General features: G+C 68.2%; 11 protein-coding genes. 2 read left to right on the plus strand and 9 right to left on the minus strand.

From position 1 onward, the window contains the following. Window positions 1-60: 60 nt before the first annotated feature. The 3 genes from MRBLWO12_RS14590 to MRBLWO12_RS14600 are packed head-to-tail and all read right to left on the minus strand — an operon-like array spanning window position 61 to window position 3,250. Window positions 61-939 carry a carbohydrate ABC transporter permease gene (locus MRBLWO12_RS14590; protein ID WP_363556690.1) on the minus strand — a complete coding sequence of 293 codons (879 nt, stop codon included), beginning with the start codon at window positions 937-939 and terminating at the stop codon, window positions 61-63. Further along, the gene (locus MRBLWO12_RS14595) at window positions 939-1,910 is read right to left on the minus strand and encodes a carbohydrate ABC transporter permease (protein ID WP_363556692.1); all 972 of its coding nucleotides are present in this window, start codon (window positions 1,908-1,910) and stop codon (window positions 939-941) included. Before MRBLWO12_RS14595 ends, MRBLWO12_RS14590 begins: the two co-directional genes overlap by 1 nt. Next, window positions 1,907-3,250, minus strand: coding sequence for an ABC transporter substrate-binding protein (locus MRBLWO12_RS14600; RefSeq protein ID WP_363556694.1), 1,344 nt, complete (start codon window positions 3,248-3,250; stop codon window positions 1,907-1,909). The genes MRBLWO12_RS14595 and MRBLWO12_RS14600 overlap by 4 nt, the downstream gene beginning before the upstream one ends. Before the next feature lie 101 nt (window positions 3,251-3,351). On the opposite strand from MRBLWO12_RS14600, the gene MRBLWO12_RS14605 reads away from it, so the two are divergent. After that, window positions 3,352-4,572 carry an ROK family protein gene (locus MRBLWO12_RS14605; RefSeq protein ID WP_363556696.1) on the plus strand — a complete coding sequence of 407 codons (1,221 nt, stop codon included), beginning with the start codon at window positions 3,352-3,354 and terminating at the stop codon, window positions 4,570-4,572. A 144-nt stretch (window positions 4,573-4,716) separates the two neighbouring features. Here the strand turns inward: MRBLWO12_RS14605 and MRBLWO12_RS14610 are convergent, their stop codons facing one another. From MRBLWO12_RS14610 to MRBLWO12_RS14625, 4 genes are all read right to left on the minus strand, one after another. Then, window positions 4,717-6,054, minus strand: coding sequence for a dihydrolipoamide acetyltransferase family protein (locus MRBLWO12_RS14610; RefSeq protein WP_363556698.1), 1,338 nt, complete (start codon window positions 6,052-6,054; stop codon window positions 4,717-4,719). A gap of 125 nt (window positions 6,055-6,179) precedes the next feature. Beyond that, window positions 6,180-7,160, minus strand: coding sequence for an alpha-ketoacid dehydrogenase subunit beta (locus MRBLWO12_RS14615; protein ID WP_363556700.1), 981 nt, complete (start codon window positions 7,158-7,160; stop codon window positions 6,180-6,182). Then, window positions 7,157-8,284: a thiamine pyrophosphate-dependent dehydrogenase E1 component subunit alpha gene (locus MRBLWO12_RS14620; RefSeq protein WP_363556702.1), complete on the minus strand. Its 1,128-nt coding sequence runs from the start codon at window positions 8,282-8,284 to the stop codon at window positions 7,157-7,159. The genes MRBLWO12_RS14615 and MRBLWO12_RS14620 overlap by 4 nt, the downstream gene beginning before the upstream one ends. Window positions 8,285-8,311: 27 nt before the next feature. Further along, window positions 8,312-9,400, minus strand: a complete 1,089-nt coding sequence (locus MRBLWO12_RS14625) for a histidinol-phosphate transaminase (protein ID WP_363556704.1) — start codon at window positions 9,398-9,400, stop codon at window positions 8,312-8,314. A 117-nt stretch (window positions 9,401-9,517) separates the two neighbouring features. Here MRBLWO12_RS14625 and MRBLWO12_RS14630 point away from each other — a divergent pair, with 117 nt between their 5' ends. Further along, window positions 9,518-9,922, plus strand: coding sequence for a phage holin family protein (locus MRBLWO12_RS14630; RefSeq protein WP_363556706.1), 405 nt, complete (start codon window positions 9,518-9,520; stop codon window positions 9,920-9,922). Between the two features lie 10 nt (window positions 9,923-9,932). Here MRBLWO12_RS14630 and MRBLWO12_RS14635 read toward each other — a convergent pair whose 3' ends face one another. Further along, window positions 9,933-11,210 (minus strand): hypothetical protein, encoded by a 1,278-nt coding sequence (locus tag MRBLWO12_RS14635; RefSeq protein WP_363556708.1) that lies wholly within the window; start codon window positions 11,208-11,210, stop codon window positions 9,933-9,935. Further along, window positions 11,207-11,470, minus strand: a complete 264-nt coding sequence (locus tag MRBLWO12_RS14640) for a hypothetical protein (protein WP_363556710.1) — start codon at window positions 11,468-11,470, stop codon at window positions 11,207-11,209. The genes MRBLWO12_RS14635 and MRBLWO12_RS14640 overlap by 4 nt, the downstream gene beginning before the upstream one ends. Between the last annotated feature and the right edge of the window lie 57 nt (window positions 11,471-11,527).

Here is an 11,527-nt window from a genome sequence, read left to right on the forward strand (position 1 = left end):
GGTACTCCTTTGCGTGTTGCGGTCTGGTGCGGTTGGGTTGCTGAGCCTGTCGAAGCATCCCTAACCCTTGACGGCGCCCTGCGTGACGCCCTCCATGACGAAGCGCTGCGTGAACAGGTACGCCAGGATCGCCGGGGCCATCGCCATCAGGTATGAGGCGAACGACACGTTGTAGTTGTTGCTGAACTGGGTCTGGAAGAGGTTCTGCCGCACCGGCAGCGTCTGCAGCGCCGGATCGGAGATGATCAGCGACGGCATCATGAAGTCGTTCCAGGCGTAGAGGAACGCGAAGATGCCGACCGTGGCACTCATGGGGGCGAGCAGCGGGAAGATCAGCTGCCAGAACGTCTGCCAGGTGGTGGCGCCGTCGATGCGCGCGCTCTCCTCGAGCTCCAGCGGGATCGACCGCAGGAACGCCGTGAACAGCAGCACGCTGAAGCTGAGCTGGAACATCGTGGCGAGGATGATCACGCCGAAGGGATTGTCGAGCCCGACGCGTCCGGTGAGCTGGATCTGCGGCAGCGCCACCACGGGGAACGGGATGAACATCGCCGCGAGCAGGTAGAAGAACGAGTAGCGGAACAGCTTCCGGTCCCAGTTGCGCACGATCGCGTAGGAGGCGAATGCCGCGAGCACGATGGTCGCGACCACGGTGCCGGCGGTGACCAGCAGCGAGATGCCCGCTCCGACCGGGAACTTGGTGAGGTTCCAGGCTTCGACGAACCCGTCGATGCTGAACGGTGCAGGGAGCGAGAAGGCGTTGCCGTCGACGGCCTGCGCCGTGGTCTTGAACGCCATCGAGATCGTCACGTACAGCGGCAGCAGCACCGTGACGGCGCACAGGATCAGGATGATGGTGCCCGACCAGTTCACGCGCTCCATGCGGATGCGCGGCTTCTTTCCGGAGGCGGTGACGGTGGTGATGGTCTGCGTCGACATCAGAGTGCGTTCCTTCCGCGGGTCAGCGAGAGCTGCAGCAGGGAGATGAGCACGGCGACGATGAAGAAGATCGTCGCATTGGCCATCTGGTAGGCGTAGTCGCCGCCGTTGAAGCCCGCGATGATGGTCATCGCGACGCTGCGGGTGGAGGTTCCCGGTCCGCCGTTGGTGAGTCCGACGATGATGTCGTAGGCGTTGAGGAATCCCTTGAATCCGAGGATCACGTTGATCACCACGTAGCCGGCGACGAGCGGGAGCGTGATGCGCGTCAGCTGCTGGGTCTTGCTCGCGCCATCGATGCTCGCGGCCTCGTACACCTCGCCGGGCACCGAGAGCAGACCGGCGATGTAGATCAGCAGCGTGCCGGGCACTGCCTGCCACGCGGTCACGATCACGATCGCGATCCATGCGAGATCGGGATTGGCGAGCAGGCTCGTCGACAGCCACGGAATGCCCGTGGCTGCACCCGCCGCCGGGATCGAGTTGGAGAACAGGAAGTTGAAGACGTAGGCGATGATGATGCCCGAGATGACCATCGGGATCACGAAGATCGTGCGCAGGCCTGTCTTGAAGCGGATGCGGGAGGTCAGCCCCACCGCGAGCAGGAACGCGACCACGTTCACGACGATCACCGTGGCGATCGAGAAGCCGAACGTGAACAGGTAGCTCTGCAGGATGGCCGGATCGCTGAACATCGCGATGTAGTTCGTGAGGCCGTTGAAGTTCCACTCGCCGATGCCGATGGAATCGGTGAAGCTGAAGAAGATGCCCATGACACCCGGCACCGTGATCGCGAGAGTGAACAGCACCAGCGTCGGCAGCAGGAACAGGTAGTAGATCGGCTCGACCCTGCGCGTACGCCGACCGAGCGTGCGCTTCCCGCCCGTGACGATCGCCGTGGTGTCGGTCGTCGGGGCGCTCGGCTTGGTGATGCGTGAGGCTGCCGGGTTCGGCAGTGCGGTGTTCGTCATGGCGCGGACTCCTCTGTCTCGCCGGATGCGGATGCGTCGCCCGATGCCGAATCCTGGGTCGATGGGAGCGGAGCGCGGAATGCGATCCTGGCCCAGTCGGCATCCATGGTGCGCAGGGTGGCGGTGGTGGACGCGCCGAGCACCATCGCCTGCGCGTAGTTGAAGATCGGGAGCGTCTTGGGGACGAGCACGGACGGGCCCTGGTAGATCTGCCCGTTGTCGTAGTACTCGATCATCCCCTCGATGCGCGGGTCGTCCGGCGCGGGAGCATCTTTCGTCGGTGTGAAGCCGAGCTGCGAGGCGTTGTACTCCTCGATGTGGCCCGGCTGATACAGGTACTCGAGGAAGTCGCGGGCAGCCTCCTGGTGGCGCGAGCCCTCGGGGATCATCGCGGCGAGGTCCATGTTGACGCGCACGCCGAGGTCGGCAGGATCGTCGGTCATGGGCAACGGGAAGGTGCCGAGTTCGAGGTCGGGTGCGGTCTTGGCGATCTCGCTGAACGCCCACGGCCCCTGCAGGTACATCGCGGCCTCGCCCTTGGCGAAGGCGAGATTGCCGTCGCCGTAGCCGCGGCTCGCGGCATCCGCATTCGTGTACTCGTCGGCGAGCAGCAGCATCCGGTCCATGGGCTCGGCGAAGTCCTTCTGGAAGGAGACCTCGGAGTCGGGGCCGACTTCTGTGCCTTCCTCGGCGAGCGCGTCGAAGAAGTCGATCACGTCGACGGAGCCGCCGGCGGTGTAGTCGTACCAGCCCTGGCCCACGGTCCAGTCATCCTTGAAGGTGCCGTAGAACGGGTCGATGCCGGCGTCCTTCAGCTGGTCGCAGACCGCGATCAGCTCGTCCCAGGTCTGCGGGACCTCGAGCCCCTGGGCGTCGAAGATCTCCTTGTTGTAGATGACGGATGCCGCCATCACCGAGTACGGCAGCGCGCTGGTGCGTCCGGCGCAGGAACCGTACTGATCCATGAGCGGCTGCAGATCGTCGCGGATGGTCGCGGCCGCATCCGTCCCGGACAGGTCGGTCAGCGCGCAGCGCTGCACGAAGCGGGCGATCTCGTAGTTGTAGTTGGCGAGCATGATGTCGGGCGGATTGCCCCGCACGAAGCTCGCAGAGACGACGTCGACGCCCGAGGTGTCGATCACGACCTCCACGTCGTCCTGCGACGCGTTGTACTCGGCGACGAGTTCGGTCATGAACCCGATCGCCTCGCGCTTGCTGAAGGTGAAGCGGATGGTCTCCGCTCCGGAGCCGGCTGCGCAGCTCGTGAGGGCGGCCCCGACCAGCGTGAGCCCCAGAGCCCCGGCGACCAGTCGCACCGCGCGTACTCGATTCACAGACACCGTCGTCCTTTCGATATGTAGATCCGCGTACTAAATCTAGTCAGCGAATTTACTCTGTCGAACGGTACTCTCTCATTTGGACGACAGGGAGGTCAAGTGCTGTGACAGAAGTCTCCGCAGACCTGGGCACCGGACGCGCGAGCGTCGGCGCCGTCCTCGACTTCGCCTGGACGGCCGGCGAGTTCACCGCGACCGAGGCGATGGCGAGCACCTCGCTGACCCGCTCCACCGCGATCGACGCGATCGACACCCTGCTCGGCGCCGCGCTGCTGCGCGAGCTCCCGAACGCCCGCGCCGCCGGCAGCTACCGCTCCGGACGCCCCTCACGGCGCTTCGTGCTGTCGTCGGAACTCGGCGTGGTCGTCGGCGTCGACGCGGGAGACACCCACCTCGCCGTGACCGTCGCCGACCCGCTCGACCGCACCCTCGTGCACCACCGCACAGACCTCGAGCCCGACCAGTCGGCGTCCGCACGCCGCGCGACGATCCTCGAGCGGTTGAACGCCGCTCTGGCCGAGGCCGGCGTCACGCGAGACGACGTCTTGGCGCTGTGCGTCGGTGTGGCAGCCCCCGTGAACCGCAACGGCATCTCTCCTCCACACCCCGACGGGTTCTGGGAGCGCACCAACCCCGGTCTCGCCGAGGCTCTGAGCGGATGGGCCCCGGTCGTGCAGATCAAGAACGATGCCCAGCTCGCGGCCATCGCGGAGGGTGCGGAAGGCGCAGCGATCGGATGCCGCGACTACGTCGCCCTGCTCGCGAGCGAGCGCTTCGGCGGCGGCGTGGTGGTCGACGGCCACGTGCTGCACGGCGCGCACGGCGGTGTCGGCGAGGGCGTGGTGTTCGACCACATCATCGGCGTCGGCTCTGCGTTCGGACTCCGCTACGCGGTGCAGGACCAGGTGCGCCTCGCCGTGGATACCGGCGAGATCGCCCCCGACAGCACGGTCGGCCGGCTCGTCGACGCCGACCGGATCGACCCGCGCCTCGTGCTGACGCTCGCCGCGTCCGGGGATGCGGACGCCCTGCTCGTCACCTCACGCGTCGGAGCGACCGTGGCCCGCGTCGTCGGTGTGCTCGGCAGCATGTACGACCCGGCGCGCGTGATCGTGTGCGGAGCCGTGGCCGAGAGCATCGAGCCGGTGCTGGCCGCCGCGCGGCGCATCCTGCCGGAGGAGCTGCATCTTCCCGCTCCCGAGATCCTCGCCTCGAGCCTCGGCGCGGAGGTCGTCTCCCGCGGCGCCGTGGCCACCGCGCGTCAGGCCGCTCGCGACCACGCCGTGCCGCTGCTGGCGGAGCGGCGGTTGCGGGCGACGGCGTAGTCGGCATCCCCGCATCCGGAGGCGCTTGCCCCGATTCCCCCCGCATCCGGAGGTAGGCGATCACTCGGGCGTAGGCCGATACCTCCCCTGGCGACCTACGCCGGAGTGATCACCTACGCCGCGAAGCGGCTTCGCCTGCGCGCCTCAGTCGACAAGCAGCGCGGGCTCCTCGAGCACGGATGCCACGTCGGCGATGAAGCGGCTCATGCCGTCGCCGTCGATCACGCGGTGGTCGAACGATCCGGCGACCGTGGTCACCCAGCGCGGACGCACCTCGCCGTCGACGACCCACGGCTTCTGGCTGATCGTGCCCATCGCCACGATGCCGGCCTCACCGGGGTTGATGATCGGGGTGCCGGCATCCATCCCGAACACGCCGATGTTGGTGATCGTGATGGTGCCGCCCTGCTGATCGGCCGGGCTGGTCTTGCCCTCGCGCGCGGTGAGCGTGAGGCGGTTCAGCGCGCGAGCGAGCTCCTTCATGCCGAGGTCCTGCGCGTCCTTGATGTTCGGCACCAGCAGACCGCGAGGCGTGGCAGCGGCGATGCCGAGGTTCACGTAGTGGCGCACGGCGATCTCGGCGCCGGCATCCGTCTCGATCCAGGCGGCGTTGACCATCGGCGTGCGGCGCGCAGCCCAGATCACGGCGCGCGCCATGATCAGCAGCGGCGAGACGCGGATGTCGGCGTAGTCCGGCGAGGCCTTGAGGCGCTTGACGAGCTCCATGGTGCGGCTCGCGTCGATCTCCTTCCACACCGTCACGTGCGGCGCGGAGTACGCGCTCTGCACCATGGCCGAGGAGGTGGCCTTGCGCACGCCCTTGACCGGGATGGACTCGGTGCGGCTGTCATCGCCGAACGCGGTCGCCACCGCAGCGATTCCGCGCGCGAGTCCGACCGGGGCGCTCTGCGGTGCCGGCACGGTCTCTTCACGGACGGCGCCCCACTCGGGCGTCTCGATGTTGCGGAACACGCTCGCCTGCGAGGCGTGCTTCATCACGTCGTCGCGGGTGACCTCGCCGTCGGCACCCGTGGGCGTGACGGTCGTGAGGTCGACGCCCAGGTCGCGGGCGAGCTTGCGGATCGGCGGTTTCGCGATCACGCCGACCGAGGAGCTCACCGGACGCCCGGCCGCGCGCTTGCGCCGCGAGGTCGCGCCACCGCCCGTCCCGTAGCCGACGAGCACCGAACCTCCGCCCTCCTCCGCCGCAGGTGCGGGAGTGGCAGGGGCTGCGGGCGCCGCATCCGTCTCAAAGGTGATGATCGGGGTGCCGACCTCGACCGTCACACCCTCCGCCACCAGCAGCTCGCCCACGACGCCGGCGTGCGGCGACGGCAGCTCGACGAGCGACTTCGCGGTCTCGATCTCGCAGATCACGTCGTTGATGGCGACGGTGTCGCCGGGGGCGACCTTCCACGTCACGATCTCGGCTTCGGTCAGGCCTTCGCCGACGTCGGGGAGGATGAAGTTCTGCGTGCTCATGAGCGGTCCTTTCGGAAGGTGCCTCGTTCACAACTCAGGAGAAGTGCGGGGCGAACCCCACTCTGACGCAGATTCACGGCCTGTGCGGCGCGATCTTCCTGAGTTGTGAACATGGAACGGCGGTGTCAGTAGGCCAGCGAGCGATCGACGGCTTCGAGGATGCGGTCGGCATCCGGCAGATAGGAGCCCTCGAGCTTCGCGGGAGGGAACGGGGTGTCGTAGCCCGAGACGCGCAGCACCGGGGCCTCGAGCGCGTAGAACGCACGCTCCATCACGGTCGCCGCGACCTCGCTGCCGATGCTGGTGAAGCCCTGGGCCTCCTGCGCGTAGACCATGTGGCCGGTCTTGCGCACGGAGTCGAGGATCGGCGCGTAGTCGATCGGCGACAGCGAGCGCACGTCGACGACCTCGCAGCTGGTGCCTTCGGCTTCGGCGAGCGCGGCCGCCTGCAGCAGCACGGTGACCATGGCCCCGTGACCGACGAGCGTGACGTCGGTGCCGGTGCGCACGACGCGGGAGGCATGCAGAGGCGCCGCGGAGGCGTCGAGCTCGACCTCGCCCTTCTGCCAGTAGCGGCTCTTCGGCTCCATGAAGATCACGGGGTCCTTCGAGGCGATCGACTCCTGGATCATCCAGTACGCGTCGTTCGGGGTCGACGGCGACACCACGCGCAGACCAGGGGTGTGCGCGAAGTACGCCTCCGGGCTCTCCTGGTGGTGCTCCACCGCGCCGATGTGTCCGCCGTAGGGGATGCGGATCACGATCGGCAGGCTCAGCGCGCCCTCGTGCCGGTTGGTGAGCTTGGCGAGCTGCGTCGTGATCTGGTCGAACGCGGGGAACACGAAGCCGTCGAACTGGATCTCGATGACCGGACGGAAGCCCGTCATCGCCATGCCGATCGCGGTGCCGACGATGCCGGATTCCGCGAGCGGAGTGTCGAGCACCCGACGATCGCCGAAGTCGCGCTGCAGGTGCTCGGTCACGCGGAAGACGCCACCGAGCTTGCCGATGTCCTCGCCCATGAGCAGGACCTTGGGGTCGTTCTCCAGCGCCCTGCGCATGCCCGCGTTCAGTGCGCGGCTGAACGTCATCGTCTCGAGGGTCATGCCTGGTCTCCTTCGAACGACGCCTCGTACTGCGCGCGCCACGCCTTCTGCTCGTCGATCAGCGGATGCGGTTCGCTGTAGACGTGGTCGAACATCTTGCCGGCGGGCGGCGGGCCGAGCGCGACGGTGCGGGCGCGCAGGTCCTCTGCGGCATCTGCTCCCTCCGTCTCGACGTCGGCGAAGAAGGATGCGGAGGCACCCTTGCCTTCGAGGAACGCACGCATGCGGAGGATCGGGTCGCGCAGCGCCCAGGACTCCTCCTCGTCGCTTCCCCGGTATTTCGTGGGGTCGTCGGTGGTCGTATGTGCGCCCAGACGGTACGTGACCGCCTCGATCGCCCGCGGGCCCTTGCCACTGCGGGCCTCGTCGAGCGCGACACGCGACACGGCATAGCTGGCGAGCACGTCGTTTCCGTCGACGCGGACGCTCGGGATGCCGTAGCCCGCACTGCGCTGCACGAGCGGCACGCGCGACTGGGTCGCGACGGGCACGGAGATCGCCCACTGGTTGTTCTGCAGGAAGAAGACCGCGGGCGCCTGGTAGCTCGCAGCGAAGACCATGGCCTCGTGCACGTCACCCTGGCTGGAAGCGCCGTCGCCGTAGTAGACGATGACGGCCTCGTCGCGGTCGAGGTCGCCGCTGCCCGACCTTCCGTCGAACTCGATCCCCATCGCGTAACCGGCCGCGTGCAGTGTCTGCGAGCCGAGCACGAGCGTGTAGAGCCGCGTGTTGCCGTTCTTCGGGTCCGTAGGGTCCCATCCGCCGTGCGAGACGCCGCGCATGAGCTTGATGATGTCGACCGGGTCGACGCCCCGGATGCGCGTGACCGCGTGCTCGCGGTACGAAGGGAAGATCGTGTCCTGCGCACGGGTGGCACGGGCGGAGCCGACCTGCGCCGCCTCCTGCCCCCGGCTCGGCGGCCACAGGGCGAGCTGCCCCTGCCGCTGCAGATTGATGGCCTGGGTGTCGATGGCACGGATGACCACCATGTCCCGGTAGAACTGCTCCAGCTCTGCATCGCTGATCGCCTCGATCAACGGCAGGTACTGTTCGGCAGCCGGACTGGGCGCGAAGCGGCCATCCGCCTCGAGGACGCGGATGAGTTCAGTCTCTGACGAGGTCACCGTTCCACGCTATCCGAGGTTCCGGTCCTAGGGCTGGAGGGTCCGCACAATGGATTCCGAAACCTGTAGGACCTTCTCCACCGACTCATGCTCTCCGACGGATATGCGGATGCCGTCGCCCGAGAACGGACGCACGATCAAGTCGGCCGCGACGAAGGCCGCAGCCGCCTCGTCGGTATCCGCTCCGGTGGGCAACCAGACGAAGTTGGCCTGGGCGTCCGGCACGTTCCAGCCCTGTGCACGGAGCCCGTCGACCAGGAGGGTGCGGCGCTCGACGATCACTGCGACGCGTTCGAGGAGTTCGGCTTCGGCGTCGAGGCTGGCGATCGCCGCGTTCTCGGCCGCGGACGTGACCGACAGCGGGATGCCCGTCGTGCGGGCGGCGTCCAGCACCTTCTCGTTGCCGATCGCATAGCCGATGCGGAGGCCGGCCAGACCGTACGCCTTGGAGAACGTGCGCAGCACGACCACGTTCGGGTGCTGCTCGAAGACGCGCTCCGCCAGACCGTCGATCGCGTCAGGCGCGGTGACGAACTCGGCATATGCCTCGTCGAGAATGATCAGGACATCGGCCGGGACGCGCTCGACGAAGGTCGCGAACTCGGCGGTCGTGATGATCGGACCGGTGGGGTTGTTGGGGGTGCAGAGGATGATCGCACGCGTACGTTCGGTCACGGCATCGGCCATCGCGTCGAGGTCGTGGCGCGATTCCGAGGTGAGCGGCACCTGCACCCCTGTCGCACCCGCGACGAGCGGAAGGCTGGGGTACGCCTCGAACGAACGCCAGGCGTAGATGACCTCGTCGCCGACCGAGGCGGTCGCGAGGATCAGCTGGTGCAGGATCGACACGCTGCCCGCGGCGACGTGCACCTGGTCGGGCTCGACACCGTAGCGGGCACCGAGGCGCTCGCGCAGACGAGCGGCGGTCGCATCCGGGTAGCGATTGATCGGCGTCGTGTGCTGCAGCGCCGCGAGCACGGACGGCAACGGATCGAACGGGTTCTCGTTGCTGGACAGCTTGAACGCGTCCGGGCCTGCCTGCTTGCCCTGGCGATACGGCGCGAGGGCGGCGATGGTGGGACGGATGCGGGGCAGGATCGGCTCGGTCACAGTCATGAGTCTAGAAGTCGGGCGCGGTCGGTGACCCGAGACCCGAGGGAGTATCGCCCTTCCCTGTCGAGCCCGGGCCGAACCGCTGACATCGCACGGCGATCGTGGAAGACTGGACGGACCATGCGCTTCATCATCCGAGTCGTCGTCAATGCGTTCGCCCTGTGGGTCGTGACACTGATCCCCGCTCTGCAGGTGCAGATCACCGCGTTCCCGCCCGCCGAGACGCTGCAGCTCGTGCTGACGCTGCTCCTGGTGGCCGCGATCTTCGCGCTCGTGAACACGATCATCGGCACGGTGGTGAAGATCGTGGCGTTCCCGCTCTACATCATCACCTTGGGCCTGATCGGTTTCGTGATCAACGGCTTCCTGCTCTGGCTGACGGCATGGATCACGAGCGGTTTCGGCTGGGGCCTCACGGTCGGCGACTTCTGGTGGGGCGTGGTCGCCGCGCTGATCATCTCGCTGATCAACGGCGTCTTCGGTTTCATCCTGCGCCCGCAGAGCAAGAAGCCCCGGCGCGACTGACCCCGACCCCTCACTCATCGCGCTCCGCGTGGTACTCGGTCGACGTGACCTCCACCGCTCCATCGAGTTCCGACCACAGCTCGTCGAGCGCCGCCACACGGGGGTCGCCGGACGCATCGACCTGCTCCGCGGTCTCGACATAGGCATCGAGCTGGTGCGGGGCGAGCAGCAGGTCCTGCAGCCCCGCCGCGGGATCGGCCTCCCGCTCTGCGGTGAAGCTGTCGGGCGATCCGGTGCCGTCGGGTGAACCTCCGGCGGCCAGCGACGACACGACATCGTCGGTGTGGCGCAGCTGGATGAGCAGCTGGTCGTCGTCGAGAGTCGGTTCGACCGGGCTGCCCGCGGTCATCTGCACCTGCACGTCGTACTGGCTCTCCATCGCGAGGTGCGCGGCGATGACCCCGCCCTGGGAGTGGGCCACGACATCGACGCGATCCCCGGGCTGCGCCCCGGCCGCCTCCAGCGCGTCGAGCGTGGCCTGATATGACGCCGACTTCTCGCCCGTGTACAGCTGCGTGTTCGACCGCATGTCCCACGGCTCCGCCCCGCCGAACGCCACCGACTGCGACCCCTTGACGTAGGCCATGTACCGCGTGGTCCCATCCGCCATCACGTACTGCTCTACCCTCACCTGGGCTCCCGGCGCGGTGGGGAACCTGCGGAAGGCATCAGCCAGACTCGCGGGCGGGCCGGTCGGCGTCGACGTGCGCACCGGCGTGACGGTCACCGGGTCCGCGACGCCCCGCAACGTCATCTCCGGGCGCACCGTGCCCAGACCGAGCATGATGCCCGCGAGCGGCCCGCCCCAGAACAGCGGTGCCACCAGCCCGCCGAGGTCGTACTGGTCCCCCAACCCCTCGAACCGACCCTCCTTCCATCCCGCCACGAGCTGATCCGCCATCGTCGCGATCCGCTCGTCAGAGGCGGTCAGTCGGTCGATCCGCCGCTGCAGCGCCGCCGCTGTGACGGTGTCGGCCAGTCCCATCGCCTGCGCCTGCGCGCGCAGCTCGACGAGCTCGAATGCATCGGCCATGAGCAGTGTGCCGGCCGCGGCGTCCGCGCACTCGTCACCCAGCGCCACGGCGCACCCCCCGGACGTCGCCAGCGCAACCGCATCGACGCTCGCGAGCCCGGGGTCCGCGGTGACCGCCCCATGGGCCCGCGCGATCGCCGCGCGCGCGTCGTCGAACCGCACTCCCACAGCCGCGAGGCGCATGCCGACATCGCGGAGAGCGGCGGTGTCGACCGCGATGGCGCCGCCGTGGTGGATGTCGAGGTCGCCACTCACGACGCGCCTGCCCGCGTGATCTCCCACTCACGCACCCGCAGCTCGGCGATCACGGCCTCGGCCCGCGCTCGGAGTTCCACGAGCAGCATGTGCAGCGCGCGCACACCCTGCGCCTGCCAGTCGGCATCGGCCGCGAGCTGGTGAAGACTGACCGCGGCGTCTTCGACCGCATCGAGCGCGGCACGGGTCTCACGGTCGGCGACGAACCAGAACCAGAACGCCTCGGAAGTCCAGGATTCAGCAGGTGTGAAGGAGTACATGCGTCCAGCATCCGCCCCGGCGGCACCCGTCGATCGACGGGTTCGCGGCCGCTGTGG

Origin of the sequence: Microbacterium sp. LWO12-1.2 (genome assembly GCF_040675875.1) — a bacterium.
Classification (GTDB): domain Bacteria; phylum Actinomycetota; class Actinomycetes; order Actinomycetales; family Microbacteriaceae; genus Microbacterium.

Coding starts and splice junctions, on each gene's coding strand:
- MRBLWO12_RS14590 (WP_363556690.1), bottom strand. CDS start 939: ATGTCGACGCAGACCATCACCACCGTCACCGCCTCCGGAAAGAAGCCG.
- MRBLWO12_RS14595 (WP_363556692.1), bottom strand. CDS start 1,910: ATGACGAACACCGCACTGCCGAACCCGGCAGCCTCACGCATCACCAAG.
- MRBLWO12_RS14610 (WP_363556698.1), bottom strand. CDS start 6,054: ATGAGCACGCAGAACTTCATCCTCCCCGACGTCGGCGAAGGCCTGACC.
- MRBLWO12_RS14615 (WP_363556700.1), bottom strand. CDS start 7,160: ATGACCCTCGAGACGATGACGTTCAGCCGCGCACTGAACGCGGGCATG.
- MRBLWO12_RS14625 (WP_363556704.1), bottom strand. CDS start 9,400: ATGACTGTGACCGAGCCGATCCTGCCCCGCATCCGTCCCACCATCGCC.
- MRBLWO12_RS14630 (WP_363556706.1), top strand. CDS start 9,518: ATGCGCTTCATCATCCGAGTCGTCGTCAATGCGTTCGCCCTGTGGGTC.
- MRBLWO12_RS14640 (WP_363556710.1), bottom strand. CDS start 11,470: ATGTACTCCTTCACACCTGCTGAATCCTGGACTTCCGAGGCGTTCTGG.